This window comes from Saccharomonospora glauca K62 (genome assembly GCF_000243395.2).
In the GTDB taxonomy this organism is placed as follows: Bacteria; Actinomycetota; Actinomycetes; order Mycobacteriales; family Pseudonocardiaceae; genus Saccharomonospora; species Saccharomonospora glauca.
Genome location: NZ_CM001484.1, coordinates 505,666 through 531,695, shown reverse-complemented (window position 1 = coordinate 531,695; position 26,030 = coordinate 505,666). Strand labels below are relative to the sequence as shown.

The 26,030-nt window shown below is 70.3% G+C and carries 23 protein-coding genes; 4 read left to right on the top strand and 19 right to left on the bottom strand.

Annotated features, from left to right (window positions below):
* Window positions 1-112: 112 nt before the first annotated feature.
* The 4 genes from SACGLDRAFT_RS02675 to SACGLDRAFT_RS02660 are packed head-to-tail and all read right to left on the bottom strand — an operon-like array spanning window position 113 to window position 4,866.
* Window positions 113-1,051: an XdhC family protein gene (locus tag SACGLDRAFT_RS02675; protein ID WP_005461557.1), complete on the bottom strand. Its 939-nt coding sequence runs from the start codon at window positions 1,049-1,051 to the stop codon at window positions 113-115.
* The gene (locus SACGLDRAFT_RS02670) at window positions 1,048-3,435 is read right to left on the bottom strand and encodes an aerobic carbon-monoxide dehydrogenase large subunit (RefSeq protein ID WP_005461556.1); all 2,388 of its coding nucleotides are present in this window, start codon (window positions 3,433-3,435) and stop codon (window positions 1,048-1,050) included. The genes SACGLDRAFT_RS02675 and SACGLDRAFT_RS02670 overlap by 4 nt, the downstream gene beginning before the upstream one ends.
* Window positions 3,432-3,980 carry a (2Fe-2S)-binding protein gene (locus SACGLDRAFT_RS02665; protein ID WP_005461555.1) on the bottom strand — a complete coding sequence of 183 codons (549 nt, stop codon included), beginning with the start codon at window positions 3,978-3,980 and terminating at the stop codon, window positions 3,432-3,434. The genes SACGLDRAFT_RS02670 and SACGLDRAFT_RS02665 overlap by 4 nt, the downstream gene beginning before the upstream one ends.
* Before the next feature lies 1 nt (window position 3,981).
* Window positions 3,982-4,866 (bottom strand): FAD binding domain-containing protein, encoded by an 885-nt coding sequence (locus SACGLDRAFT_RS02660; protein ID WP_005461554.1) that lies wholly within the window; start codon window positions 4,864-4,866, stop codon window positions 3,982-3,984.
* A 110-nt stretch (window positions 4,867-4,976) separates the two neighbouring features.
* Between SACGLDRAFT_RS02660 and SACGLDRAFT_RS02655 the strand changes: the two genes are divergently transcribed.
* Window positions 4,977-5,915, top strand: a complete 939-nt coding sequence (locus tag SACGLDRAFT_RS02655) for a LysR family transcriptional regulator (RefSeq protein WP_005461553.1) — start codon at window positions 4,977-4,979, stop codon at window positions 5,913-5,915.
* A gap of 7 nt (window positions 5,916-5,922) precedes the next feature.
* Here SACGLDRAFT_RS02655 and SACGLDRAFT_RS02650 read toward each other — a convergent pair whose 3' ends face one another.
* From SACGLDRAFT_RS02650 to SACGLDRAFT_RS02630, 4 genes are all read right to left on the bottom strand, one after another.
* Window positions 5,923-6,558 carry a GyrI-like domain-containing protein gene (locus tag SACGLDRAFT_RS02650; protein WP_005461552.1) on the bottom strand — a complete coding sequence of 212 codons (636 nt, stop codon included), beginning with the start codon at window positions 6,556-6,558 and terminating at the stop codon, window positions 5,923-5,925.
* A gap of 339 nt (window positions 6,559-6,897) precedes the next feature.
* Window positions 6,898-7,365 (bottom strand): hypothetical protein, encoded by a 468-nt coding sequence (locus tag SACGLDRAFT_RS02645; RefSeq protein WP_005461550.1) that lies wholly within the window; start codon window positions 7,363-7,365, stop codon window positions 6,898-6,900.
* Between the two features lie 228 nt (window positions 7,366-7,593).
* Window positions 7,594-8,232, bottom strand: coding sequence for a hypothetical protein (locus tag SACGLDRAFT_RS02635; protein ID WP_005461548.1), 639 nt, complete (start codon window positions 8,230-8,232; stop codon window positions 7,594-7,596).
* Between the two features lie 64 nt (window positions 8,233-8,296).
* Window positions 8,297-9,520, bottom strand: coding sequence for an NADP-dependent isocitrate dehydrogenase (locus tag SACGLDRAFT_RS02630; protein ID WP_005461546.1), 1,224 nt, complete (start codon window positions 9,518-9,520; stop codon window positions 8,297-8,299).
* A 234-nt stretch (window positions 9,521-9,754) separates the two neighbouring features.
* On the opposite strand from SACGLDRAFT_RS02630, the gene SACGLDRAFT_RS02625 reads away from it, so the two are divergent.
* Both SACGLDRAFT_RS02625 and SACGLDRAFT_RS02620 read left to right on the top strand, forming a co-directional pair.
* Complete coding sequence (locus tag SACGLDRAFT_RS02625) at window positions 9,755-9,943, top strand: DUF1918 domain-containing protein (RefSeq protein WP_005461545.1); 189 nt, start codon at window positions 9,755-9,757, stop codon at window positions 9,941-9,943.
* 305 nt (window positions 9,944-10,248) lie between these two features.
* Complete coding sequence (locus tag SACGLDRAFT_RS02620) at window positions 10,249-11,478, top strand: MFS transporter (protein ID WP_005461544.1); 1,230 nt, start codon at window positions 10,249-10,251, stop codon at window positions 11,476-11,478.
* Window positions 11,479-11,531: 53 nt separating this feature from the next.
* On the opposite strand, the gene SACGLDRAFT_RS02615 is transcribed toward SACGLDRAFT_RS02620, so the two are convergent.
* Genes SACGLDRAFT_RS02615 through SACGLDRAFT_RS02600 form a run of 4 tightly spaced genes read right to left on the bottom strand, consistent with a single transcriptional unit; the run spans window position 11,532 to window position 14,211 of the window.
* Window positions 11,532-12,008, bottom strand: a complete 477-nt coding sequence (locus SACGLDRAFT_RS02615) for a GtrA family protein (protein WP_005461543.1) — start codon at window positions 12,006-12,008, stop codon at window positions 11,532-11,534.
* A gap of 12 nt (window positions 12,009-12,020) precedes the next feature.
* Window positions 12,021-12,332, bottom strand: a complete 312-nt coding sequence (locus tag SACGLDRAFT_RS02610) for a DUF3017 domain-containing protein (protein ID WP_005461542.1) — start codon at window positions 12,330-12,332, stop codon at window positions 12,021-12,023.
* Window positions 12,329-13,183 carry a bifunctional methylenetetrahydrofolate dehydrogenase/methenyltetrahydrofolate cyclohydrolase gene (locus SACGLDRAFT_RS02605; protein ID WP_005461541.1) on the bottom strand — a complete coding sequence of 285 codons (855 nt, stop codon included), beginning with the start codon at window positions 13,181-13,183 and terminating at the stop codon, window positions 12,329-12,331. The genes SACGLDRAFT_RS02610 and SACGLDRAFT_RS02605 overlap by 4 nt, the downstream gene beginning before the upstream one ends.
* Window positions 13,180-14,211 carry a DMT family transporter gene (locus SACGLDRAFT_RS02600; RefSeq protein WP_005461540.1) on the bottom strand — a complete coding sequence of 344 codons (1,032 nt, stop codon included), beginning with the start codon at window positions 14,209-14,211 and terminating at the stop codon, window positions 13,180-13,182. The genes SACGLDRAFT_RS02605 and SACGLDRAFT_RS02600 overlap by 4 nt, the downstream gene beginning before the upstream one ends.
* 124 nt (window positions 14,212-14,335) lie before the next feature.
* Here SACGLDRAFT_RS02600 and SACGLDRAFT_RS02595 point away from each other — a divergent pair, with 124 nt between their 5' ends.
* Window positions 14,336-16,831, top strand: coding sequence for a TNT domain-containing protein (locus SACGLDRAFT_RS02595; RefSeq protein ID WP_051036164.1), 2,496 nt, complete (start codon window positions 14,336-14,338; stop codon window positions 16,829-16,831).
* Between the two features lie 373 nt (window positions 16,832-17,204).
* Here the strand turns inward: SACGLDRAFT_RS02595 and purH are convergent, their stop codons facing one another.
* From purH to SACGLDRAFT_RS02560, 7 genes are all read right to left on the bottom strand, one after another.
* Window positions 17,205-18,785: a bifunctional phosphoribosylaminoimidazolecarboxamide formyltransferase/IMP cyclohydrolase gene (purH, locus tag SACGLDRAFT_RS02590; protein ID WP_005461538.1), complete on the bottom strand. Its 1,581-nt coding sequence runs from the start codon at window positions 18,783-18,785 to the stop codon at window positions 17,205-17,207.
* On the bottom strand, window positions 18,782-19,399 hold the full coding sequence (gene purN / locus SACGLDRAFT_RS02585; RefSeq protein ID WP_005461537.1) for a phosphoribosylglycinamide formyltransferase: 618 nt from the start codon (window positions 19,397-19,399) through the stop codon (window positions 18,782-18,784). Before purN ends, purH begins: the two co-directional genes overlap by 4 nt.
* Window positions 19,400-19,469: 70 nt before the next feature.
* Window positions 19,470-20,666 carry a cell division protein PerM gene (locus SACGLDRAFT_RS02580; protein ID WP_005461529.1) on the bottom strand — a complete coding sequence of 399 codons (1,197 nt, stop codon included), beginning with the start codon at window positions 20,664-20,666 and terminating at the stop codon, window positions 19,470-19,472.
* A gap of 102 nt (window positions 20,667-20,768) precedes the next feature.
* On the bottom strand, window positions 20,769-21,554 hold the full coding sequence (locus tag SACGLDRAFT_RS02575; protein ID WP_005461528.1) for a DUF5336 domain-containing protein: 786 nt from the start codon (window positions 21,552-21,554) through the stop codon (window positions 20,769-20,771).
* A 238-nt stretch (window positions 21,555-21,792) separates the two neighbouring features.
* Window positions 21,793-22,680, bottom strand: coding sequence for a succinate--CoA ligase subunit alpha (gene sucD, locus SACGLDRAFT_RS02570; protein ID WP_005461526.1), 888 nt, complete (start codon window positions 22,678-22,680; stop codon window positions 21,793-21,795).
* Window positions 22,681-22,685: 5 nt separating this feature from the next.
* Window positions 22,686-23,855, bottom strand: a complete 1,170-nt coding sequence (gene sucC / locus SACGLDRAFT_RS02565) for an ADP-forming succinate--CoA ligase subunit beta (protein ID WP_005461524.1) — start codon at window positions 23,853-23,855, stop codon at window positions 22,686-22,688.
* Window positions 23,856-24,092: 237 nt separating this feature from the next.
* Entirely contained in the window at window positions 24,093-25,907 is a 1,815-nt protein-coding gene (locus SACGLDRAFT_RS02560; RefSeq protein WP_005461522.1) for a hypothetical protein, read from the bottom strand.
* Between the last annotated feature and the right edge of the window lie 123 nt (window positions 25,908-26,030).

The following is a 26,030-nucleotide window of genomic DNA, read 5'->3' as shown; positions in this document are numbered from 1 at the left end:
GACGACCAGCACTCCTCGCGTGGCGACACGACTGCGTGCAGATTAGGCAGTTCTCGGCCACGGGGACAGGCCCGTGCGGAGGAACCGCGATCACCATCGAGTCGACCGACGATCACGGAGCGTGAGAGACATCTCCGTGGATGTAGCGCCGGGGGTCCGCGTCGAAGGCGCCCGCACAACCGTCGCAGCAGAAGTAGTACCGGCGTCCCTCGTACCCCGACTGGGGCGTGGTGGGGCTGACCGCCACCGTCATGCCGCACACGGGGTCGATGGCCTCGGTGACCTCGCCCGCTTCCCCCGCTGCGCCTTCGGCCTTCGGGGGCGCGGCCCGCTCGGAGCGAACCGCGAGCACCTCCGCGTACACCGACAGCGCGATCTCGTGCGGCGTGCGCGCGCCGATGTCGAGCCCGGCGGGGGTGTGCACTCGCTCGATGCCGGGTTCGCCGAGGTCGGCGAGCACGGCACGCCCTCGCCGGGGACTCGCCACGAGGCCGACGTAGCCGACCCCGGCCCGCAACGCGGCAGTGAGGACCCGCTGCTCGTCCCTCCCGTGGGAAGCGACCACGACGGCCTCCGTGTCGGCGGGGAACTCGGGGTCCGCCGAGCACGGCCGCACGTCGTAGCCGAGTGTCTCCCCCACCTCTCGCAGGGCCCTCGCGATGGGCGAGTCCCCGAACACCGCCACGAGTGGGGGTGGCAGCTGCGGTTCCAGGAAGAGGTCGACCGCACCACCGGACAGGCACGGATTCGCCACGGTGATCAGCCCCTCCTCCTCGGCCTGCTCGACCCGCGCGGCGTCGGGGGTGATCCGCAGCATGGTGGGCCGCCCGGAGGCCAACACGCGGAGTCCCTGGAGCCGCACGGTGGACTCCGTGCACACCCCACCGACGAACCCCTCCACGGTGCCGTCGGCCAGCACGAGGGCGCAGTCGCCCGGCCTCGCGCTGGTGGGGCGGCGCGCCCGCACGACCGTGGCCAGCACGAACGGCGCACGCCGATCCCGCAGCTCCTCCGCGTGCGCGAACAGGGCACGCTCCCACGAGCCACTCATGTGATCGCCAGGTCCGTGCGCAGGGGTCGGCCCTGCATGGCCCGCCACACCACGGCGGGAGTGGCCGGCATGTCCACGTGACGCACGCCGTACGGCTTCAGGGCGTCCACGACGGCGTTGATCACGGCGGCGGGCGAGCCGACCGTGGCCGACTCCCCGACCCCTTTGGCACCGATCGGGTGGTGCGGCGAGGGCGTCACCGTCTGGCCGAGTCGCCACGACGGGCACTCCATCGTGGTCGGCAGGAGGTAGTCCATGAAGGAGCCACCGAGGTGGTTGCCGTCGGAGTCGAACGCCATCACCTGCATGAGCGCCATGCCGATCCCGTCGGCGAGTCCACCGTGGATCTGCCCCTCGACGATCATCGGGTTGATACGGACGCCGCAGTCGTCCACGGCCACGAAGTCGCGGACCTTCACCTGGGCGGTGTCGGGGTCGACGTCCACCACGCACACGTACGCGCCGAACGGATACGTCAGGTTGGGTGGGTTGTAGACGGTCTCGGCGTCGAGGTGCCCTTCCACGCCCTCCGGCAGTTCGAGGTCGGAGTGCGCGGCCATCGCGATCTCGGCGATGGTCTTTCCGGAGGTGGGATCGCCGGTGACGAAGAACCGGCCCTTCTCCCACTCCAGGTCGTCCGGGTCGACCTCCAGCATCGCCGAGGCCACCAGCCGAGCCCGCTCGCGCACCTTGCGCGCCACGACGGCCGCCGCCGCGCCCGACACCGGCGTCGACCGCGAACCGTAGGTGCCCAGTCCGTACGGGGTCTGGTCGGTGTCGCCGTGCACCACGTCGATGTCCTCGGGCGGGATTCCCAACTCCTCGGCCACGATCTGCGCGAAGGTCGTCTCGTGCCCCTGCCCCTGGGTCTGCACCGACAACCGCAGCACCGCCTTGCCCGTGGGGTGCACCCGCAGCTCGGCGCCGTCGGCCATGCCGAGCCCCATGATGTCCATGTGCTTGCGCGGCCCCGCGCCCACGGCCTCGGTGAAGAAGCTGACACCGATCCCCATGAGCTCACCGCGTTCCCGACGCTGCCGTTGCTCCTCGCGAAGCTCGTCGTAGTGGGCCATCTCCAGTGCCGTGCGCAACGCGCGCGGGTAGTCGCCGGAGTCGTACTCCCACCCGGTGCTGCTGCGGTACGGGAACTGCTCCGGCCGCAGCAGGTTCCGCATCCGCAGCTCGGCCGGGTCCATGTCAAGCTCGCGGGCGAGCACGTCCACCATGCGCTCCACGAGATAGACGGCCTCGGTGATGCGGAACGAACAGGCGTAGGCGACCCCGCCCGGAGCCTTGTTGGTGTAGACGCCGGTGACCCGGCAGTGCGCGGCCCGAAGGTCGTAGGACCCGGTGAACACGCCGAAGAACCCGGCGGGGAACTTGCTCGGCTGGGCGGTGCCGTTGAACGCGCCGTGGTCGGCCAGCACCTTCACGCGTAGGCCGAGGATCGTGCCGTCGCGGGTGGCCGCGATCTCGCCGTGCATGTGGTAGTCGCGGGCGAACGAGGTGCTCATGAGGTTCTCGGAGCGGTCCTCCACCCACTTGACGGGCTTGCCGGTGACGATCGAACTCACCACCGCGCACACGTAACCGGGGTAGATGCCGACCTTGTTGCCGAAGCCGCCGCCGATGTCGGGGGAGATCACGCGGATCTTGTGTTCCGGCAGGCCCGCCACCAGCGCGTACAGGGTGCGGTGCGCGTGCGGGGCCTGCGTCGTGGTCCACACGGTGAGCTTGCCGGTGACCGGGTCCATGTCCGCCACGGCACCGCACGTCTCCATCGGCGCGGGATGCACGCGTGGGTACAGCATGTCCTGCGTGGCCACGACGTCCGCGCTCGCGAACACGGCGTCGGTGGCGGCGGCGTCACCGGTCTCCCAGTCGAAGACGCGGTTGTCGGTGCGGCCCTCGACGTCGTCGCGGATCACGGGGGCGTCGTCGTCGAGCGCGCGGGTGGCGTCGACGACGGGGGTCAACGGCTCGTACTCGACGTCGATGAGCTCCAGCGCGTCGCGCGCCGCGTAGCGGTCCTCGGCCACCACGAACGCGACCTCCTGGCCTTGGAACCGCACCTTGTCCGTGGCGAGGACGGCCTGGACGTCGTGGGACAGCGTGGGCATCCACGCTAGGTTCAGGCCCTCCAGGGTTCGGCCGGTGATGACGGCGCGCACCTTCGGGTGGGCCTGGGCCGCACTGGTGTCGAGGGAGACGATGCGGGCGTGGGCGTGAGGGCTGCGCAGCACCGCGCCGTACAGCATTCCGGGGAGGGTGATGTCGTCCACGTAGCGCCCGTGGCCGCGCAGGAACCGTTCGTCCTCCTTCCGCGGCATACTGCCGTGTCCGACGGGGGTCGACCGCTGCGACGGGATGTCCGTAGTGGTCATGCCTGCACCTCCGAGTCCGACCGGGTTCGCGGGGCGGACGTGCCGGCCCGCTGATCGGGGATCGCGTCGGGGACGGCGTGGGCGGCGGTCTCGTGTTCGGCGGCCCATCGCACGGAACGCACGATGTTCTCGTAGCCGGTGCAGCGGCACAGCTGGCCCGACAACGCCTCGCGGATCTCCTCATCCGACGGCGTCGGGTTGCGGTCGAGCAGCCAGCGGGCGGTCATCATCATGCCGGGCGTGCAGAACCCGCACTGGAGTCCGTGTTCGGCGCGGAACCCCTGCTGCACCGGGTCGAGCCCGTCGGAGGTCTCCAACCCCTCGACGGTACGGATCTCGTGCCGGTCGGCCATCACCGCGAGCACGGTGCACGACTTCACGGGCACGCCGTCCATGAGCACCACGCACGCGCCGCAGTTCGACGTGTCGCAGCCCCAGTGCGTACCGGTGAGTCCGAGCTCGTCGCGCAGGAAGTGCACGAGCAGCAGCCGAGGCTCCACGGTGCGCGTGTAGGGCTGGCCGTTGACGGTGACGGTGATCTCCATGTCACGACTCCTCGTGGTTGCCGTGGCCGCGCCACCGGGCGGCGGCGGTGCGGAGCACGCGCGTGGTGAGCGTGGCGGCGAGATGGCGCTTGTAGTCGACGGGGCCGCGCTGGTCAGCGATCGGGGAGCAGTGTTCGGCGGCGATGGTGCCCGCCTCGACGAAACGCTCCTCGGTGGCGGGCCCGCCGACGAGGTACGCCTCCGCCTCCGGGGCGCCGAACGAGGGCGCACCGACGGCGGTCAGCCCGATGCCCGCCCGGGCGACGTGCCCATCATCGAGCCGCAACGCCGCTCCCGCCGACGCCACGGCCCAGTCACCCGAGCGACGCTCCACCTTCGCGTACGCCGACGCGGACGAGTGGATCGGCACGCGAACGCCCACCAGCAACTCGCCGTCGTCGAGCACGGTGGAGTAGGGGCCCGTGAAGAACTGCCGCACCGGCACGGCACGATCACCGTCCAGCCCGCGGATCAACGCGACCGCGTCGAGGGCCACGAACACGGCGGCGAGATCCTCCGACGGATCGGCCTGGCACAGCGAACCGCCCACCGTGCCGCGGTTACGGACGGCAGGGTCGGCGATGACCCGCTCAGCGTCGTGCAGGATTGGGAAGTGCTCGCCGATCACGGGCGAGTCGAGCAGTTCCGCGTGGCGGACGAGCGCCCCGATCGTCACCGAGTCGCGGTCGACACCGATGCGGGCCAGTTCGTGGACGTCGTTGATGTCGATCAACGTCTCCGGCTGGGCGAGCCGCAGTTTCATCATGGGGATGAGCGAGTGCCCCCCGGCCACCACCATGCTGTCGTCGCCGTAGGCGGCGAGGAGTTCGAGCGCGTGCTCGACGCTCGTGGCCTTCTCGTACTGGAACTGCGCGGGCACCTGCATACCGCTCAGGCTCGATCCGGGTGAACACGGTGGCAACGGCGCTATAAGCGACTCCTTATGCGGGCGAGAGGTAGCCTCGAATCGTGTCCGGCGTCACTCGACCGGGGCGCATGACACTCGGTCAGCTCAGCGCCTTCGTCCTCGTGGCACGGCTGGGGTCGGTGACCGGCGCCGCGCGGGCGCTCGGGGTCAGCGAACCCGCGGTGTCGCAGGCTCTGGCTGCCTTGCGCCAGCATCACGGCGACCGGCTCCTGGTGCGGTCGGCCCAGGGCATGACGCTCACCCCCGCCGGACGTCGGCTGTTGCCGATCGCGTCGCGCATGGTGGAGCTGGGCGTCGACGCCGACACGGCCGTACGACGGGCCGGCGGCGCGCCGGAACCGCTGCGGGTGGCGGTGACGAGCACCGTCGCCGAGTTCGTCGCCGGCCCGCTGCTGGAGGCGTTCAGCGCTCGCTGCGGCGACACGGTCGAGGTGTCGTCGGGCCTGGCCACCACCGAACAGATGGGGGTGCTGGTGAGTCACCGGCTCGCCGACGCCGCGTTGGGGCCCGCGCTGGAGGACGCGGAGTTGGACAGCGTCCCCGTGTTCCGCTGCGCGCTCGTGGCGGTCGGTCCCCCGGACCCTCGGCCGCCGGGCGAGCCCGCGAGCTGGCGATGGACGGTCGGCCCCTCGGGCGCGGACCCCGACAGCGACGTGACCCGGCTGCTGCGGCGCCTGCGGGTGCCGGACGAGCGCATCCAGGTGTATCCCAACGAGACCAGCGCGTGGTCGGCCGCCGCGGGCGGCGCCGGGGTGTCGGTGGCCGTGGAACACCTCGTGGCTCCCCTGCTGAGACGGCGCGAACTCGCGGTGCTGCCCACCTCGGTCACTCCGTTGCCGGTGTGCTGGCACGTCACCACCCCGGCCCGGCAGCGCTGTTCGGCCGCCGCCGCGTCATTGCGCTACTTCCTCGGCACTCCGGCTGCCATGCAGCTCATGCGCTCGCCCGACAGCGGGGTGCCGCCGTCCCGGTTCCGCCCGCCCGTCCACGTGACGATCTGGTCGTGACGGCGGCTCACGACACGGCCGTGACCGGCTGCCGCAGGATCGTGCGCAGCTTCTCGGGTGCGACCTTGCGTGCGTCGCCGAGGTAGATCTCGTGGTGCTTGCCGGTCGGACGAAGCCCGTTGTCGGGCAGGAACTCGTGGTGCAGCCGGGCCAGTACCTCGGCCTCGGCGTCGTAGGGGCCGACGTGCAGGGTTTGCACGCACCGCCCCTCGGACAGCGTCTCCAGCCGTACTTCGCGCAGCCGCCGGGGCGGTTCCTTGGACTTTCCGGCCGCGAGCTCCTCGACCGCCTCGACGAACATCCCCTCGTCGATCCAGTCGGGCACCATGATCATGAGTGTCCAGTCCCAACGCGTCTTGTCGCGCGCGGTCGTGAACGCGGACATGTCGTCGGCCCACCACAGCCCCTCCAGGGGCATGACGACGTAGTCGCGCCCGGCGCGCTTGCTCGCGAACTTGAGCCGGTAGGCCAGGGGGTAGAGCGCCTCGATCGCCTCGACGTAGGCGGGAGAGGTGTTGGGGTCGCCGTGCCCGTCGATCATCAGGTAACGCAGGTCGGGCACGTCGACGACGCGGAACCGGCCTCGGGGAGCGCGATAGCAGTCGAGTTCCCGCTTGAAGTCGATCTTCTCGGTGGCGGTCATCGGCGACTCCCGGACATCGGTGGGCGCTGAGCCACGCCCCTTCGCCCCCATCGTCCGGACACGGGTGACAAAGCGCGCAGGCCCGCGCCTCGGCACGCCTCGCGCAGCCGATCGTCGTAGGTGACCGGGACGTCCGCGTCGAGCAGCAGAGCCGAAGCGAGGGGGAGCGCGTCGAGCGACCGAAGCACCGAGGGCCCGATTCGACGCGACGAGGAGGCAGCCGTCGGCGTGCCAGCGGTCGATCGCCTCCACCGGGGCGTCGGACTCCGGCTCCACGAAGATGCGCTTAGGTACCGAGGTGGCACCGATTCGGTACCGAAGCGCCGTCGTCGTTCGAGCTCAGACGTCCTCCGCCGCCGTGGCCCGCTCGCGCAACACCTCGACGAGCCGGTCGGCGTCCGGCGCCCCGACGACGAGCAAACGCCCCTCGGTGGCGTGCACCTTCGCCGCCGGCCCCGCGGCGAACACGAACGCCGCCGCGCCTCCGCCGAGGGGCCGGTACCCGAACCCGCCGAAGTCCATCGGAGCCGCCCGAGTCAGCTCCACCGAGGTGATCTCCACCAGAGGAAGCCGCTTACGAAACCACGGCCCGACAGCGAGCGTGAGCGCGTGGTCGTCGACCGTGATGCGACCGCGCGCGCCCACCAAGGGCAGCGTCATCAGAACAGCGGCGGTCGGGATGAGCTTGGCCCATACCGGACCTTCTTCCAGCCAGGCGAATACGGCCCCGACAAGGCAGGCAACGAAGAGGACGAACAGCAGTCGGTCCAGCCACCGCGGCGGCGCGACCGTGGTCTCGTAGTGCATTCCGCTCCCGAACGTCGGTGGGTGCCGAGCCGCACCCTTCGCCCCCATCATCCGGACACGGGTGCCAAAGCGCGCAGGCCCGCGCCTCGGCACGCCTCGCGCAGCCGATCGTCGTAGGTGACCGGGACGTCCGCGTCGAGCAGCAGAGCCGAAGCGAGGTGGAGCGCGTCGCGGCACCGACGCTCGTACGGAGCCCGAGTCTCGGAGCAGGTCCGAAGGGTGAGCTCGTCACTCGGCTCGCGGTCGCACGTAGCGGAGTGCACCCCGCTCCGGCACGGCGACCACGGGCCCGGACTCGTGTCGCTCGACCCTGGCACCGAACTTCTCCCGGAGCGCGGCGAATTCGGGCCGATGCGGATCGAACGGCGTCCTCGCGGCCTCCCGTTCCTCCGCGACGGCCCGCGCGAGACGTCCCGCCTCACCGAAACCGGACACCGTCAACACGGTCAGCGAGCTGATGGCCCCGCCCCGGGGGTAGTGGGACACCACGTCGACCCGACTGCGCACGCACCGGGTGAGCCGCAACAGCCACAGCACCACGCCGGCGACCACCTGGGCACAGAACTCCACGACCGCGCAGGGCAGCAGCACCAGCCACCCCACTACCACGGCGACCAACCACACCAGGCCCGCGAGTCCTCGGGCGATCTCCCCCGCGAACTCCGCCACGGCCCCGAGGAACGACTCCGATGAGACCGTCTTCCTCCCGCGCCGTTCCCACCGGGACGGCCCTCGCGGCACGGGCACGGTCACCCCGTAACGGAGGTAGCCGCGGAACGGGATGTTGATCGGTTGGACCACCCTGCGCCACGGTGACCACCGGCGCGCGACCGTCCAGCGCCTCCCGGTCTTGTCCGTGATCTTCACGAGGTCATTCAAACGCGAAAGGCCCCGACCGGAGGACCGGCCGGGGCCTTGATACGGGGGTCCGTCAGCCCTGGGCGATCTTGGCGGCCAGGTTGCGGTCCAGCGTCGCGAGGAACTCCTCGGTGGTCTGGTACGGCGTGTCGTTGCCGACCAGCAGCGCGAGGTCCTTCGTCATCTTGCCGCTCTCGACAGTTTCGATGACGACCTTCTCCAGCGTGTTGGCGAAGCCGATCAGCTCGGAGTTGTTGTCGAGCTTGCCACGGTGCTCCAACCCGCGCGTCCACGCGAAGATCGACGCGATCGGGTTGGTGGAGGTGGGCTTGCCCTGCTGGTGCTGACGGTAGTGGCGGGTCACCGTGCCGTGCGCGGCCTCGGCCTCCACCGTGCGACCGTCCGGCGTGCGCAGCACCGAGGTCATCAGGCCCAGCGAGCCGAAGCCCTGCGCCACGGTGTCGGACTGCACGTCACCGTCGTAGTTCTTGCAGGCCCAGACGTAGCCGCCTTCCCACTTCAGGGCGGCCGCCACCATGTCGTCGATGAGCCGGTGCTCGTAGGTCAGCCCCTTGGCCTCGAAGTCCGCCTTGAACTCGTTCTCGTAGATCTCGGCGAAGACGTCCTTGAACATGCCGTCGTAGGCCTTGAGGATGGTGTTCTTCGTCGACATGTACACCGGCATGCCGCGGTCGAGGCCGTACTGCAGCGAGGCACGGGCGAAGTCCTCGATCGACTTGCGGAAGTTGTACATGCCCATCGCGACACCGCCGCCCTCGGGGAAGTTGGCGACCTCCATCTCGATGGGGTCGCCGCCGTCCTCGGGCGTGTAGGTGATGGTCACCTTGCCGGGACCGGGCACCTTGAAGTCGCTGGCCTTGTACTGGTCACCGTGCGCGTGACGGCCGATGATGATCGGCTTGGTCCAGCCGGGTACGAGCCTGGGGATGTTGGAGATGATGATCGGCTCGCGGAAGACGACACCACCGAGGATGTTGCGGATGGTGCCGTTGGGGCTGCGCCACATCTTCTTGAGGCCGAACTCCTCGACGCGGGCCTCGTCGGGGGTGATGGTGGCGCACTTGACGCCGACACCATGCTTCTTGATCGCGTTCGCCGCGTCGACCGTGATCTGGTCGTCCGTGCGGTCCCGCTCCTCGATGCCCAGGTCGTAGTACTCGAGGTTGATGTCGAGGTACGGGTGGATGAGCTTGTCCTTGATGAACTTCCAGATGATGCGGGTCATCTCATCGCCGTCGAGTTCGACGACGGTGCCCTCGACCTTGATCTTGGCCATGAGCGGGAACGCTCCTCTCGCGGGTCTTCGCGGTTCGTCAGCACTTAGCGGTACAAGCGTACTGGTAGATGTGTGTCACGTGGCCGCGCACTGGGCTACCCAGCGGTAATATCGGGTTTTCGAACGAGCCCCCAGGCTATCCCGCACAAGCGAGGGGTCGAGGTTCGCCGCGGGCCAGCGACTCGCCCGCCACCCCTTGCGCTTCTACTCTCGAAAGTGCGGAGGTGGTATGCGATGCATGCATCCGTGGGAGACACGATCCGCGTCCACGGGCGCACCGTCGGCGCGGGCGAACAACAGGGCGAGATCATCGAGGTCCGGGGAGAACACGGGGAGCCGCCCTATCTCGTGCGCTTCTCCGACGGTCACGAGGGGCTGCTGTTCCCCGGCCCCGACTGCGAGGTCGAAGCACACGCCGAATAGCGCTCACGCGCCAACCCTGACCCCGAACCCCGGTCGCGTCGCGGCCGGGGTTCTGCGTATCCGAAGCAGAAAGCCGTGTTCCCGAAAAATAAACCCAATGGTGGCCGGGATCACTCCAATGCGGGATGACACGCCGGGCCCGGGTCGTTGAAACTAGACGTCAGATAGATCCGGCGACGACGAAGTCAGGGGAGTCGATCCGACCCCCGCTGGTTCTATTCTCTTTCGGCGTAGTTCTTGATCGATTCAGTCTCGAATCGTCACGCCCGTACCGACCTCTTTCCCCACGTCCCGAAGGGAGCCTTGTGCCCATCGCACTGCTCGCACTCGCGATTGGTGCCTTCGGTATCGGTACCACCGAATTCGTCATGATGGGTGTGCTGCCCGAGATCGCTCACGACCTCGGTGTCTCCATTCCCACCGCCGGTAACTTCATCACCGCCTACGCTCTGGGCGTCGTGGTCGGCGCACCGCTGCTCACCGCCGTCGCGGTACGGCTGTCGCGCAAGACGATGCTGCTGGCCATGATGAGCGTCTTCACGCTCAGCAACGCCCTGTTCGCCTTCGCCCCCACGCCCGAGGTGGGCGTTCTGTTCCGGTTCCTCGCCGGACTCCCCCACGGCGCCTTCTTCGGAGCCGGAGCTGTCGTCGCGGCCTCCCTCGCCGGCCCCAAGCGCAGGGCCAAGGCCGTGTCCATGATGTTCCTCGGCCTCACGCTGGCCAACGTCATCGGAGTGCCCGCGGGTACCTTCCTCAGCCAGCAGGTCGGCTGGAGGGCGACGTTCGGTGTCGTCGCGCTGATCGGTGTCATCGCACTCGGCGCGATCGCCAAGCTCGTCCCCCAGCAGCGTCGGAAGACGAACACCTCCCTGCGCGGCGAGCTGGGCGCGTTCCGCAAGCCCCAGGTGTGGTTCGCGCTCGCCATCGTCACGTTCGGTCTCGGCGGCGGTTTCGCCAGCCTGAGCTACGTCTCCCCCGTGCTCACGGACGTGTCCGGTTACGACGCCACCAGCGTCACGCTGCTGCTGTCGCTGGCCGGCCTCGGTATGACCGTGGGCAACGTGCTCGGTGGCAGGCTCGCCGACCGCTTCCCCCTGCCCGGCCTGTACGGTGCGCTCACCGCCCTCGCGGTCGTGCTGCTGACGTTCACCCTCACGGCGAACAGCAAGATCGGCGCCGCCATCACGCTGTTCCTGGTCGGCATGACGTCGTTCATGGTCGGCCCCATGATGCAGGCCCGCATCATGGAGAAGGCCGGTGGCGCACAGTCGATGGTGTCCGCCGCCGTGCAGTCGGCGTTCAACATCGCCAACTCCATCGGTGCCTACCTCGGAGGCCTCGCCATCGCCGGTGGCTTCGGCCTCGTCTCCCCCAACGTGGTGGGCGCCATGCTGGCCGTCGTCGGCCTCACGCTGACCGTGGCGTCCAGCATCTTCGATCGCAAGCGGACCCCCGCCCCCGCACGCGCGGTCGAGGAGAACGAGCTCGACGCCGAGCTCCCTCGGGAATCCCGACCCGAACCCGTCACGGCGTGATCCCCCGCTGACGTCGTGAATCGCCGCCAAGGGGCGTTTCGGCCATCCCCCCGTCATGGCCGAGACGCCCCTTGTGGCGTCTCGGGGGTGGTTTCCGGAAAGACCCAACGTCGGAACGCCCAGAAGCGCCACGCCATCGCCAGTGCCACCCCCAGCACCGAACCGCTGAGGAAGTCGGCCACCTCCTGGGTCAGCAGGTCGACGTGAGGGCGTTGCAGCCCGACAACGTAACGCGAGACGTACAGCGGGATCACGTTGACCACCAACGCCACGGCGCTGACGGCGAAGAACAACGCCGCTTCGTGCGGACGCTGGTGGCCGCCCCGCTCCCGGAACGACCACTCGCGGTTGAGCACGTACGACACGATCGTCGCCACCAGGATTCCGACGCCCTTCGCTGTCGTCGGATGCCCCTCCAGCACGGTGAGCTTCAGCAGGTACCAGACGGCGTTGTCGACGACGAACGTGAAAGCCCCGACGGTGGCGAACCGGACCAGCTCGGCCCTGCTACCCGACACCTTCTCGCCCACTCTCGCACCGGCTCAGCGCAACGGCCCCCCGGTGATCGTGAGTGCGACGAACAGAATCAACAGCCCGAGCCCCGCGTAACTGAGCACGTCGACGGTACGTGTTCGGATGGCCAGCAACGCCAGGTTGCGATGCGCGAGAGCCGCCCGCAGCACCGCCGCCACCAGCAGTGCGCCCCCGATGAGCACCGCGCCCTCCCGCCAGTGATACATCGCGATGCGCAGCAGGCCGAACCCGACCAGCGCCAGGACGACGACGAACGGCAGATACTCGACCAGCGCGCTTCCCCGCCGGCGAGGCTTGCGGGTCTCCACGGCGGTGCTCACGACCGGACGGCGCGCTCGGCTGCCTCGACGACGTTGGACACCAGCATCGCCCGCGTCATGGGACCGACCCCGCCGGGGTTCGGCGCGACGAAGCCGGCGACCTCCTCCACGCCCGGCGCCACGTCCCCGGTCAGCTTGCCGTCGACGCGGGAGACCCCCACGTCGAGGACGGCGGCACCCGGCTTGACCATGTCGGCGGTGATGAGGCCCGGCGAACCGGCCGCCGCGACGACGACGTCCGCCCGGCGCACCTCCGCCGCCAGGTCGCGCGTACCCGTGTGGCACAGGGTGACGGTGGCGTTCACGTCGCGGCGGGTCAGCAGCAGCCCCAACGTCCGGCCCACGGTGATGCCGCGGCCCACGACGGTCACCTGAGCCCCCTGCAACGGCACGTCGTGGCGACGCAGCAGTTCGAGGATGCCCAGCGGCGTGCACGGCAGGAAGCCGGGTTCGTTCAGCACGAGCCTGCCGAGGCTCAGCGGCGCGAGTCCGTCGGCGTCCTTGGCCGGGTCGATGCGTTCGAGAGCGGCCCCCGCGTCGAGGTGCTTCGGCAGGGGCAACTGCACGATGTAGCCGGTGCAGGCGGGATCGGCGTTGAGTTCGTCGATCACGGCGTGCAGGTCGTCCTGCGAGATGTCCGCGGGCAGATCCCGACGGATGGAGTTCACCCCGACCTTCGCGCAGTCGGCGTGCTTCATCTTCACGTAGGCGTGGGAGCCGGGGTCGTCCCCCACGAGCACGGTCGCCAGCCCCGGGGTACGGCCCTGCTCGCGCAACGCGGACACCCTGGGGGCCAACTCCGCGAAGATCGCGTCCTTGGTCGCCTTGCCGTCGAGAATCGTCGCCGTCACGGCGCCGATTCTTTCAAAGGCCCCCTCTCACCTCGTCGACCGCCCACCGCCGCGACCACCACGGCGACGAGCGCCACCCCGCATCCGGCCAAGGTCGAGGGGCTGACGCCCCCTCCCGTGGCGGGGACCACCAGATCGAGCACCACCGAGCCGAGGAGCTGCCCCGCCACCGAGGCCAGTCCGAACAGCAGCACCCCCGTCCACGAGACGAGCACCGCCGCCACCGCAATGAACACCACCCCGAGCAGGCCGCCGAGGTAGAGCACCGGCTCGTCGGGCAACGCGTTCGGCAGGTGGTCGGAGACCACCACCGACACCACCCACGCCACAACCAGCGCGGTGGTCCCGACCGTGAAGTTCACCAGGGTCGCGGTGAGCGGGCTACCCGCCGCCGCCCCGACCCGGCCGTTGAACGCCTGCTGCACCGCCATGCCCACGCCGGCGGCCAGGGGCAGCACCAGCGCCCACACGCGATCGGCCTCGGCGTCGAGCAGGTCACCTCCCACGGCGACACCGACCGCCACCACCATGATCACCGCACCGAGGACACGGGGCCAGGTCACCGCCCGCACCCCGGCGGGGCCCAACCCGAGCCGGTCCACGGCGAGACTGCTCACTGTCTGGCCCGCCACCACCCCGACGGTGAACATGGCGACGCCGATCAACACCACCGTCACCGACTGCCCCAGCACGTAGGTCGCACCGGCGAGCCCGCCGAGGAAGTGCCACGGCCGCAACACGTGGGACCGCAGCGCCGACCGGACCCGGCCGAAACCGGCCCGCATCCGGAACGAGAAGGGCAGGGTGAGGAACAACAGCACCAGGCCACCACCGAACGAGATCACCGCGGCGAGGACGGCGTCGTCGAGCCGCCTGCCCAGTTCACCGTTGACCCGACTCTGCACCGACATGCCGACTCCCGCGACGACGGCGATGCCGAGGCCCAGTAGCTCACGACGTCGGCCACCCAACCGGAATGACACCTTCGAGGGGCGGTCCGGGATCGCGTGAGCGCGTTCAGTAGCCATTGGGCTCCATTGTCGGTCGCTGTCCCGTTCCGAGGTTGCTTCAATCCGGTGAAATGTGGCGCTCCGCACTCGGCCTCGCGGCCCGTTGTCCGTAAGTTGTCGGGAGGATCGCGACGATCTGCACATGTGCCGTGCATCGGCGGCGTTCATTGGCCAAGATGTTGGCGTGGCTCTACCGACCCAGCTGAACGCAACCGAGCAGGACACCCTGGTCAAGCAGATCGGTCTTTCCTTGCTGCGGGCTGCCCCGCGCGACTGGCGCCGGGTGACCGTCGAGTATCGCGCCGTGGGGAGGTACCACGAACTAACGGGCGAAATCGAACTCTCCGACGGAACCACCCAGGAGTGGGTCGCCACCCACGACATCGCCGGGCTGTTCGGGCGGTTGCGCTCGGGCATGTACCGCGAGGGACGGGGCACCTGGTTCAACGCCCGTTACCAGCTCGACCACCCGTCGAGCTACAACCTGGAGTACGACCGGGAGGAGCCCACCTGGGACCTGGCTCCGCCGCCCCAGGCGTACGCCGACGAACTGCGCATGTTCCCCCGCTCCGAGGAGAACGTGCCCGACTGGCTCATGCGTCGCATGGCGGGTCTGGGGCCCGAACGACCGGGACCGCGCTTCCGCATGGCGCGGATCTTCGACGGCACGGGCGCCGGTGGCCGCCCCGTCGTCAATCGCCCGGAACTGGACGTCGAGGAGCAGGACAGGCTGCTCGACTACCTCGACGGTGCCCCCGTGGTGGTGCCCGGACGGGGGTACGACCTGGACCGGCTCGCGGCCAACGCCGAGAGCACCGTGCCCATCGCGTTCCACAGCGACGGGACGTGGATCTGGCCCGCGGCCGTCAACTACTACCTGCGCGAGTACGGGGTCTCCCCCGAGCCGGAGCTCGTGCAGCACATCCGCGCGAACGGCTTCACCATCCCCGACGTGCCCGACGCCGTGCGGCAGGCGGCGGCCACGTACGTCTCGCGGGGGGCCCCGCCTCCGCCACAGCAGCAGCGGCCCGCTCCGCCGCCGCCCGAACCGGAGCAGCACTCCGACCAGGCCGAGGCCGCCCAGCACGCACCCGCCGAGCAGCGGCCCGAGCCTCAACAGTCGTACGAGCCGGAGGCTCCCGAGAGCGACGCCGAACGCACCCGTATCGCCACGCCGGTGCCCACTCCGCCGGGGGACTTCGAACCCGAGCGGCAGGAGCCCGAGGAGCCCGAGGACCCGCGTCTGCGGGAAAGCGACGCCGAACGCACCCGTATCGCCGCTCCTCCGCGGTTCGCCGAGGACGAGGCGACCCCCGAGGCCCGTTACGAGGAACCCGAGCACAGTCGGTACGAGCAACCCGAGCGTCACGCCGAGGAACGCCACCACGCCGAGGAGCACTACGAGGACGAGGGCTACGAGCGTCGGGAGTACGAGGACGAGGGCTACGAGGAGAGCGAGCACCCCGAACACCCGGCGCAGCCCGACCACTCCGCCGACGCCGAGACCACGTTCACCCCGGCGGCGGTGCTCGACGACGGCCCGCCCACGACGATCACCCCGGCGCAGCCCCCGGCCGGCGCCCCGGCTCCTCCGGAACCCGAGCGCGAGCGGCCTCACGCTCCCGAACCCGTCGCTTCCCAGCGCCCGGACGAGCAGGCCCCCGCGCCCGCCTACGACGACGGCCCGCCCACCGAGTACTCGCCCGGCCCCCTGGTGTACGACGAGCCGATCCTGGAGGAACTCCATGAGCGGCTCGGCGAGCTGGACGTGCCCGTCACGGCGTACCGAATCGGCGAACCGGCCGAGCGAGGCTGGGCGCTGGAGGAGGTCGGCGAGGGCTGGCGCGTCGGCTGGTACGAGGACAAGCAACTGACCAGCCCGGCGATGTTCGGCGACGTGGCGGACGCGGCGGCGTTCATGCTCGGCAAGCTGCTGCTCGCCCCCGAGGGCGTCGCGCAGGAGGCTCGTCCGCAGCCGGTCTCCGAGGGCACGCCGCCTCCGCCCGCACCGCCGCAGCGGGTGACCGCGACGCTGCCTCCCGAGGTCGCCACGGGCGCGCGCCCGCCCGCGCCTCAGCCTCCCCCACAGGATCTGCAGGGCGAGCAGCGTGGGCCCACCCCGCCCAGGGAGGAGCCCCGCAGGCAGCCGGCGCCTCCGCCTCCCATGCCTCAGGGTCAGGGCGGCCCCACGCCCCCGCCGCCGACCCCGGCCGCACCTCCTCGCCGCGAGCCGCAGGCCTCCCAGAACGGCCAGGCTCAGGGTGCGCAGGGAGGCAAGGGCAACCAATGGCCCATCCAGCCTCTGCCGGGCGAGCCGCCGCTCACGCTCTTCCGGGGCAAGGAGATGCGCGAGCTGCCCGTGGGCAGCGAGCTCGACCGCTTCGGCTCACCGAACGGCAACCTCACCTACGCCGCGGGAACGCCGTTCGAGGAACGCTCGCTGGTGCCCGAGTGGGTCAACCGCCCGTACCACGTGTACCGGGTGCAGCGGCCCCTCCGCGTGCTCGCCGGGGTCGCCATTCCGTGGTTCAACCAGCCCGGCGGTGGCGCGGCCTACCTGCTGCCCGCGTCGATCGAGGACCTGCTCGCCGACGGCGACCTGATCGAGCTGGAGCCCGGCGAACCGCCGGTGGACTGACGGAGTGGACTGACAAAGGGGCCGAGCGGCCTCGAAACGGGCGGTGACCGCCGGGAACTCCGCGCCGGGGTGGGAACCGACATCGGTCGGCACGACTCCACCCGAGTTCCTCGGCGGCCACCAACCCGGCCACGGTGTGCCCCCCCCACCGCGGCCCCGAGAGCCTGCGCCGGATGAGTTGGCCGACCGGTCGGCAGGCGTTGGTTCGCATCACGAAAGACAACCATCGAACTGATGTTCGATGATCTCAGTAAAGAATCAGCGCTTTCGCACTGTCAAGCAACGCCACCGATTCCGGTGACACGGGAACCGTCGTCCGCGATCGCGTCGGACTCACCGGTGCGCCGAGGCGACCTCGGCGCACCGGACGACGTCAGTGGGTGAAGTGCCGGGTGCCGGTGAAGTAGACGGTGGCGCCCACGGCCTCGGCCGCGGCGATCACCTCGGCGTCCCGCACGGACCCTCCGGGCTGCACCACCGCACGCACTCCCGCCTCCAACAGGACCTCCAGACCGTCTGGGAAGGGGAAGAACGCGTCCGAGGCCGCCACCGAGTTCTTCACGCGGTCCCCGGCCCGGCTCACCGCCAGTCGGGCCGCGTCGACCCGGTTGACCTGGCCCATGCCGACGCCCACGGTGGCCCGCTCGTGCGCGAGCAGGATGGCGTTCGACTTCACCGACCGGATGGCCCGCCACGCGAACGCCAGGTCGGCCAAGGTGTCGGCGTTGACGGCCTCGCCGGTGGCGAGCGTCCAGTTGGCCGGGTCGTCGCCCTCGGCGTCGATGCGGTCGGCGGTCTGCACCAGCACGCCACCGGAGATCGGGCGCAGTTCGGTGGTGTCCGACCACGCCTGTTCCGGCAACTTCAGCAGGCGAATGTTCTTCTTCCGTCGCAGCACTTCCAGAGCGTCGTCGTCGAAGTCGGGAGCGAGGACGACCTCGGTGAACACGTCGGCGATCTGCTCGGCGAGTTCGAGGGTCACCGGCCGGTTGGCCGCGATGACCCCGCCGTAGGCGGACACGGAGTCGCACGCGTGCGCCTTCCGGTGTGCCTCGGCGATATCCACTCCCACCGCGATGCCGCACGGGTTGGCGTGCTTGATGATCGCCACGGCGGGCTCGTCGAAGTCGAACGCCGCACGACGCGCCGCGTCGGTGTCGACGTAGTTGTTGTACGACATCTCCTTGCCGTGCAACTGCTCGGCGAACGCGAGGCCCGCCGGAGTGGAGCCTCGGTAGAGCGCCGCGCGCTGGTGCGGGTTCTCCCCGTAACGCAGCACGGCGTGACGCTGCCACGTGGCCCCGAGGAAGTCGGGGAACCCGCTCTCGCCAGCCTCGGTGTCGGGCGCGTACTCACTTGCGAACCAGGAGGCCACCGCCGCGTCGTAGGCCGCCGTGTGCGCGAACGCCTGCGCGGCGAGCCGCCGCCGCTCCGCGAGATCGAAGCCGCCTTCCCGTACCCGTTCGAGCACCCAGTCGTACCGCGACGGGTCCACGACCACCGCGACGCTCGCGTGGTTCTTCGCCGCCGCACGCACCATCGCGGGGCCGCCGATGTCGATGTTCTCGACGCACTCCTCGGGTCCCGCGCCGGAGGCGACCGTGCTCTCGAACGGGTAGAGGTTCACCACGAGCAGGTCGAACGGCGCGATGTCCAGCGACCGCAACTGCTCGACGTGCTCCTCGCGCGTCGTGTCGGCGAGCAGTCCGGCATGCACCCGCGGGTGCAGCGTCTTGACCCTGCCGTCGAACGACTCGGGAAACCCGGTGACCTCCTCGACGGGCGTCACGGGCACCCCGGCGTCGGCGATGACCCGCGCGGTGCCTCCCGTGGAGACGATCTCCACACCGGCCGCATGCAGTCCCGTCGCCAGTTCCAGCAGGCCGCTCTTGTCGGACACGCCGATCAACGCTCGCCGCACGGGCCGCTGTCCCACCGGGGTCCGCTCGCTCACGAGAACCTCACCTTCCGTCCGTCCACCGTGCACCCCGCACGGCCGAGTTTTGCGATGACCTCCACGAGGAGCCTGCGCTCGACCGTCTTGATGCGCTCGTGCAAGGTCGCCTCGTCGTCCCGGGGCTCCACGACCACGGCCTCCTGCGCGATGATCGGCCCGGTGTCCACACCCGCGTCCACGAAGTGCACCGTGGACCCGGTGACCTTGACGCCGAGCTCCAACGCGTCGGCCACGGCACGAATGCCCGGAAACGCGGGAAGCAAAGCCGGGTGCGTGTTGATCACCCGGTTGGGAAAGCGGGCCAGGAACCGCGGCCCGAGGATCTTGAGGAAACCGGCGGAGACCACGAGGTCGGGTCGGTAAGCGGCGACGGCGTCGGTGAGCGCCTCGTCCCACGCCGCTCGATCGGGGTAGTCGGAGACCTTCACGGTGAAGGAGGGCACGCCCGCGCGTTCGGCTCGGTCGAGGGCCTGCACTCCCTCACGGTCGGTTCCCACGGCCACGACCTTGGCCGGGTAGGACTCCTCTGCCGCCGCGTCGAGCACGGCCTGCAACAAGGTTCCCGAACCGGAGGCGAGGACCACCGTCCTCGCCTGCGCCGGAAGTCGCAACCGGATAGCCAGTGGGTTCTCCTCGCCGGGATGCGCCGCCTGCGCGGCAACTGAGCTGGTGCCCCCAACCCTAAAGGCCCCGCCGCCGCCTTGAGCGTCGAGGGGTGCGACCGGAGCGTCCCTTTCCGCCCGTCAGCCACGCCACCACGCCGCCCGGTACGACGACGAAGCCGAAAGCCGTGAGGGAGAACACCTCGGCGCGCAGTGTCACGGGGCCGTACATGCCGCCACCGAGTGCGCCCCCGGTGAACGCGGCCACCACCACCGCGCAGAACGCGCACACCACCCCCGCCACGACCACCGCGCGCAGTCTCGCGCCCACTAACGCGTCGACGTCGCGGAGGGACCAGCCCACCACGACCCCGACGACCGCCGGCGCCACCAGCAACAACGGCCACCACGAGCCGTACTCGCCGGGCAGCCCCGCCAGCAACGGCACCGCGGGTACCGGTCCGGGAGTCATCGCGAACGCGCTCACCGACACCTGTCCCAGCGTGAAACCCCCACCGGTGAGCACACTCGCCGCGAGCACCACCGCGTTGGGCAGGTACACGAGCGACAACAGCAGCATGCCCACCGCACTGCCCAGTTCCGGAGCGAAGGCGTCGAACAGCTCGCCGAGGGTGGACCACGCGGCCACCGTCGCCACTCCGAAGAGGAGGAACCCCGCCCCGACAAGGGCGCAGAAAGCGATCAACCCGACCCGTATCGCCCGGACCGCCAGAGGGTCGAGGCGGTCCAGCCACTCGTCCGACGCCGCGGCCACTCCCAGCAGCGCCGCCACGGCGGCCAGGGCCGGAGGCAACACGACCGACTCGGGAAACCGGGCCTCGACGGCCGCACCGATGGACACCCCGGCGAACGCGACGGCGGTGAGCGCGTGCGCGCCCGTCGCCACACCCACCACCGGCAGGGCGCGAGCGAGGAACCCCGCACGCCTCCCGTCGAGGTCGTCGAGCCGACGGGAGGCCGATGTCGACGCCCGGAACACGGAGAAAGCGACGACGAGCGTGGGCAGCAACGGCAAGATCCCCAGCGGCGCTCCGCCGATGTCGAGCGGCACCTGGTAGGCGGCCAACCACGCGGAACAAGCCGCGGACAGCACCACCGTCGCGGAGAACTCGGCTCGCGGCGCGAGGGCCGTCACGACCACCAACAGGCTCGCCACCAGCGCGTACCCGATGACGATCGGACCGATCGCGGCACCGAGGAGCACCCGGACGCGGTCGAACCCCACGTCACTCTCAGCCACAGCCGGTCTGCCCATGAGGGGCACCCTCGCACCTGTCGTGAGTCATGAGGGTGAGCCACGCCGCCACCGTCGACGCAGTGGGACGGGACTCACCCTCATGAGGCACCTTCGCGGTGGTCAGCTTCCGGAAGGCGTCGAACCGCCCTGCTGGCCGGGCTGTTCCGACTGGGAGCTCGACTCACCCGACGGCTGCTGGAAGAACTGGCCGTGCTGCGGCGCGTACGTGGTGGGCTGCTGCTGCACCGGCTGCGCGAACTTCGTGGGCTGCGAGCTGCTGTCCGACGCGGAACCCTGCTGACCGGGCTGGCCGGGCTGCCCCGGCTGCCCCGGCTGCCCCTGCTGGCCGGGCTGGCCCTGCGGAGCGGCCCCGAATGGCGACTGCGCCTGGTGAGGCTGGCTGAATCCCCCGGTCTGCGGGGCGAAGCCCTGGCCGAACGGCTGCGACTGAGGCTTCTTGATGGCTCCGGACTCGAGGAGATACGCGGTGACCGCGACACCCAGCTGCGCGAGACCGAAGATCAGCACGAGAATGCCACCCACTCCCAGGTTGCTGACCTGGAAGACGGTGAAGAGAAACGCCAGAACGGCCCCCGCCGACAGCACCGCGGGCCATGTTCCCGGCTTCGACTCCCCCGGAAGCAGGCCCGCAAGGGCGGCGGCACCTCCGATGAACAACAGAGCGGGCACCCAACCGAAAGGAGTTTCGAAGAAGCTGGCCCCCTCGACGACATTCGCGAAGCCGAGGAAGAGGTTCAACACCCCGAGGCCCCCCGTGGCCAGCTGGAGGATCTTCGGTAGCGGCAACGACGGCCGTCCGGCGGACGGCATGCCCGGATACGGCTGATGCGACTGCTGCGGGCCCTGGCTCGGGAATCCACCCGGCGTGCCGCTCGGGAAGGTCATCCGTGTTCTCCTGTCGTCTCGAGCTCGAAATGCGCGGTCGGCCAACGGCACGGCGCGGACATACTCCCCACAGTTCCGTGCCACGCGTTTCGAAGTGCCGACTTCTCGCCCACTCTTCGACGCGGGAAGACCGCGTACGGTTTCGTTGTCCGCTGCCTTTTTACACAGCTGCCCGGAAACGACGAACGGGGCCGGGCACAATCGCGTGCCCGGCCCCGTCGTTCGAGACGGTCGTGTCTCAAAGCGCCTTGTACAACTCGCGCGCGAGCTCGGCGGTCTCGGTGGGGGTCTTGCCGACCTTCACACCGGCGGCTTCGAGCGCCTCCTTCTTGGCCGCCGCGGTCCCGGACGAACCGGAGACGATCGCGCCGGCGTGGCCCATCGTCTTGCCCTCGGGCGCCGTGAACCCGGCGACGTAGCCGACGACGGGCTTGGTGACGTTGGCCTTGATGTACTCGGCGGCCCGCTCCTCCGCGTCGCCACCGATCTCACCGATCATGACGATGAGGTCGGTCTCCGGGTCGGCCTGGAACGCCTCCAGCGCGTCGATGTGCGTGGTACCGATGATCGGGTCACCACCGATGCCGATGGCGGTCGAGAAGCCGATGTCCCGCAGCTCGTACATCATCTGGTAGGTCAGCGTGCCCGACTTCGACACCAGGCCGATGCGGCCGGGGCCGGTGATGTCGGCCGGGATGATGCCCGCGTTGGACTGTCCGGGCGAGATGATGCCGGGGCAGTTCGGGCCGATGATCCGCGTCTTGTTGCCCTTGGCGCACGCGTGCGCCCAGAAGGTGGCCGAGTCGTGCACCGGGATGCCCTCGGTGATCACGACGGCGAGCGGGATCTCGGCGTCGATGGCCTCGATGACCGCGTCCTTGGCGAACTTCGGCGGCACGAAGATCACGCTGACGTCGGCGCCCGTCTCCTTCATGGCCTCGGCGACCGTGCCGAAGACGGTGAGGTCCTTGCCGTTGATGGTGACGGTCTGGCCCGCCTTACGGGCGTTCACGCCACCCACGATGTTCGAGCCCGCCGCCAACATCTTGGTGGCGTGCTTGGTGCCCTCGGACCCGGTCAGGCCCTGGACGATGATCTTGGATTCGCTGTTCAGGAAAATCGACATGTCTTTCACGCACCTGCCGAAGCCAACTCGGCGGCTTTGTCGGCCGCGCTGTCCATGGTGTCCACCAGCGTCACGAGCGGGTGCGCCGCCTCGGTGAGGATGCGGCGGCCCTCCTCGACGTTGTTGCCGTCGAGCCGCACGACGAGCGGCTTGGTGGCGTCGTCACCCAGGATCTTCAGCGCCTCGACGATGCCGTTGGCCACCGCGTCGCACGCGGTGATGCCACCGAAGACGTTCACGAACACGCTCTTGACGTCGGGGTCACCCAGGATGACGTCGAGACCGGCGGCCATGACCTCCGCGGAGGCACCGCCACCGATGTCCAGGAAGTTCGCGGGGCGCACGCCGCCGTGCCGCTCACCGGCGTAGGCCACGACGTCCAGCGTGGACATCACCAGTCCGGCACCGTTGCCGATGATGCCGACCTGACCGTCCAGCTTCACGTAGTTGAGGCCCTTGGCCTTCGCCTTGGCCTCCAGCGGGTCCTCCGCCTCGACGTCGACGAAGTCGGCGTGCTTCGGCTGCCGGAAGGCCGCGTTGTCGTCGAGCGTCACCTTGCCGTCGAGGGCGATGATCTCGTCCTTCGGGTCCCGCACCAGCGGGTTCACCTCGACGAGGGTGGCGTCCTCGGCGACGAACGTCTCCCACAGCTTGACGATCACCTCGGCGGCCTTCTCCCGAATCGCCTCGGGGAAGTTGGCCTTGGTGACGATCTCGCGCGCCTTGTCGAGGTCGACACCGGTGAGGGGGTTCACCGGGACCTTCGCCAGCGCCTCGGGACGCTCGGCGGCGAGCTGCTCGATCTCCATGCCGCCCTCGGCGGAGGCCATGGCCAGGAACGTACGGTTGGCGCGGTCGAGCAGGAACGAGAAGTAATACTCCTCAGCAATCTCGGATGCCTCGGTCACCAGCACCCGGCGCGTCACATGTCCCTTGATGTCCAGCCCGAGGATCGCTCGGGCCTTCTCCACCGCCTCGGCCGGGTCGGCGGCGAGCTTCACACCGCCGGCCTTACCCCGGCCACCCGTCTTAACCTGAGCCTTCACCACCACCTGGCCGCCGATCTCCTCGGCCGCCCGGCGGGCTTCCTCGGCCTCACCGACCACGGTTCCGGGCAGTACCGGAACGCCGTGGTCAGCGAAAAGCTCCTTCGCCTGATACTCGTAGAGGTCCACTACTTTCGTCTCCTGACGACACGCCAATGCGGTTTCGTAAACCGTGCGGTTTCATAAACCGTGCTGCCGGACGCCGTTGACCCTATCGAGCTGCCCGGCGGAGACGCCGCTCACGTCGGGTGAACTCGGTCACCGCACCCCTTCTGAGCTGGGAGGTGTGGCGTAAATCGCGCCGACCGACGCCTCGTCCGACACCATCGGGTGACACGGGGACACGAATTCGACGCCGGCTTTCGGTCACGCCCGACGGCGTCCGCGTACGGCGATCACCACGCACCCGGCGAGAGCCACGACCGCGGCGAGCGAGAACCACAGTCCGAGCCCCGCGGACGCTCCCTCGATCTCACCACCGACCAGGGGCACCGTGGCCGCTCGAAGACCCACCACACAGGCCGCTCCGGCGAGCAACGCCACCGCCCGCGCGGGTCGGCTCCGCGCCGCGAGCACGCAGCCGCCCACCACGGTGAGCACCGCCACGGCGAGTCCCCAAGTCGGCGGCCCCATGTTCGACCACAGCCCCGCCTCGACATAGCCCGGCGCCGTCACCGTCGGGGTCGCGAACGCGGCGACGGACAGCACCGCGGCCGCCGTCAGCGGGGTGAGCATGCCCAGCCCCACCGCCGTCACTCCGTTCGTGCCGCCGGAGCCGACCTCGTCCTCGTCGAGGTCCTCGCGCTCCACCAGACCCGCCACGACCGAGCAGCACGCGGTGACCACGGCTCCCACCATCGCCAGCCAGGTCCACAGCACACCGGGCCCCGAGGCGAGCGACCCCGCCGTCGGATACTCCGGAAGTTGTGCGAAAGGGCCGATTGACGGCGTGTACCCGCTGGTGAGCACCGTGTCCAGCACCGCGGCGGCGGCGAGTGGAACGCCCGCCCAGGCCATCGACACGGCGGGCCGCACCGCCGGGGCGAGCCGCTCGACCAGGAGGGCGGCGCCGAGCACGCCGAGCACGAGTCCGGCCACGAGCAACAGCCATCGCGCGGGACTCTGCGGCGTGGGGCCCTCTCCGCTCACCTCCACCTGCGGCAACGAAGCCCCCACCACGGCCAACGCGCCGGTCACCACCGCGAGCACTCCGGTGGCGACCTCCCACCGGCGCCGCCCCGGAACTCCGGCGTTCCCCGCCGGCACGCCGTCGGTCTTCCGAACGAGCCGTACGGAGCCGAGGACCGCCGGTGCCCCGAGCCCCACGGCTCCCAGAACCGCCAGCACCGACCCCGCGCCCACCTGAAGGGAAGGCATGACCAGGGCCGCCACCAGCCGGGGAAGCCCTATCGCCGCGAGCGAGAGCGCGAGCCCGGCCAGGCCGCCGCGCACCACGGCCGCCTCGCGACCGCCCGCCGCGAGCAGCGCCGCGCCGACGGGGAGCGCGAGCGCGCACAGCACGCCGCCCACGAGTTCCAGCCCCGGTCCCTCGAAGGCGTTCCGTGCGAGCAGGTACACGTCGTCCGAGCGGAACGGCGCCATCAACACTCCGCACGCCCCGACAAAAGCGGCGGGCAACGCGGCGAGGACGTATCGGCGCCGCCACGCCGCGACGGCGCCGTCGGGCTCCTCGGAGTCGAGCGGATCGGATTCCGCCCGTGTCCCACGCAGGACACCGAACGCCAGCAGCCCCGCGAGTGCCACGGCCACGTGCCCCGCGAGCAACGACCACAGCCCGAGCCGGGGCTCGGGCAAGGACAGATCGACGGGCAGGTACAGCTCCGGCCGGGAGACCACGGAGGGGTCCACGGCGAGTTGAAGATCGGCCACGGCCACACCGGGGGCGAGTACAGCGGCACCCACGAGGACGGCCGCGGCCGTCTCGTGACGGGAACGGGCGAGAAATGCCCAGGTCACCGCCACGGGCACGACGGCGAGCACGACGAGCAGCGGAGCGCTCGTGAACCCGTGACCAGCCCCTTCCAGCACCGGCGCGATCCCACCCGCGGCCCGCAGGAGGGCCCCGAGGAGCGCGATCACCAGGGCCACTCGCATCACCCCGTGGCCGGGGCCGCGCTCCGAAGCGCCGAGCGAGGCGCCCCCGGTCGGCGCGGCGGTCACGTCTCCGCGTCGCGGTCCGATGGTCCACCCCCGATGACGGGTCTACGGCACGCGGCGCCTCGGAGACGAGCCCGCACCGCGCGGAACTTCCGGCGACGAGGGTAGCGGGAAGGGCCCGTCTCG

What these genes read in the sequence shown, in the direction of transcription:
- SACGLDRAFT_RS02675 (WP_005461557.1), bottom strand. Translation starts at nt 1,051, where the DNA reads ATGAGTGGCTCGTGGGAGCGTGCCCTGTTCGCGCACGCGGAGGAGCTG.
- SACGLDRAFT_RS02670 (WP_005461556.1), bottom strand. Translation starts at nt 3,435, where the DNA reads ATGACCACTACGGACATCCCGTCGCAGCGGTCGACCCCCGTCGGACAC.
- SACGLDRAFT_RS02665 (WP_005461555.1), bottom strand. Translation starts at nt 3,980, where the DNA reads ATGGAGATCACCGTCACCGTCAACGGCCAGCCCTACACGCGCACCGTG.
- SACGLDRAFT_RS02660 (WP_005461554.1), bottom strand. Translation starts at nt 4,866, where the DNA reads ATGCAGGTGCCCGCGCAGTTCCAGTACGAGAAGGCCACGAGCGTCGAG.
- SACGLDRAFT_RS02655 (WP_005461553.1), top strand. Translation starts at nt 4,977, where the DNA reads ATGACACTCGGTCAGCTCAGCGCCTTCGTCCTCGTGGCACGGCTGGGG.
- SACGLDRAFT_RS02650 (WP_005461552.1), bottom strand. Translation starts at nt 6,558, where the DNA reads ATGACCGCCACCGAGAAGATCGACTTCAAGCGGGAACTCGACTGCTAT.
- SACGLDRAFT_RS02645 (WP_005461550.1), bottom strand. Translation starts at nt 7,365, where the DNA reads ATGCACTACGAGACCACGGTCGCGCCGCCGCGGTGGCTGGACCGACTG.
- SACGLDRAFT_RS02630 (WP_005461546.1), bottom strand. Translation starts at nt 9,520, where the DNA reads ATGGCCAAGATCAAGGTCGAGGGCACCGTCGTCGAACTCGACGGCGAT.
- SACGLDRAFT_RS02625 (WP_005461545.1), top strand. Translation starts at nt 9,755, where the DNA reads ATGCATGCATCCGTGGGAGACACGATCCGCGTCCACGGGCGCACCGTC.
- SACGLDRAFT_RS02600 (WP_005461540.1), bottom strand. Translation starts at nt 14,211, where the DNA reads ATGGCTACTGAACGCGCTCACGCGATCCCGGACCGCCCCTCGAAGGTG.
- SACGLDRAFT_RS02595 (WP_051036164.1), top strand. Translation starts at nt 14,336, where the DNA reads ATGTGCCGTGCATCGGCGGCGTTCATTGGCCAAGATGTTGGCGTGGCT.
- SACGLDRAFT_RS02580 (WP_005461529.1), bottom strand. Translation starts at nt 20,666, where the DNA reads ATGGGCAGACCGGCTGTGGCTGAGAGTGACGTGGGGTTCGACCGCGTC.
- SACGLDRAFT_RS02575 (WP_005461528.1), bottom strand. Translation starts at nt 21,554, where the DNA reads ATGACCTTCCCGAGCGGCACGCCGGGTGGATTCCCGAGCCAGGGCCCG.
- sucD (WP_005461526.1), bottom strand. Translation starts at nt 22,680, where the DNA reads ATGTCGATTTTCCTGAACAGCGAATCCAAGATCATCGTCCAGGGCCTG.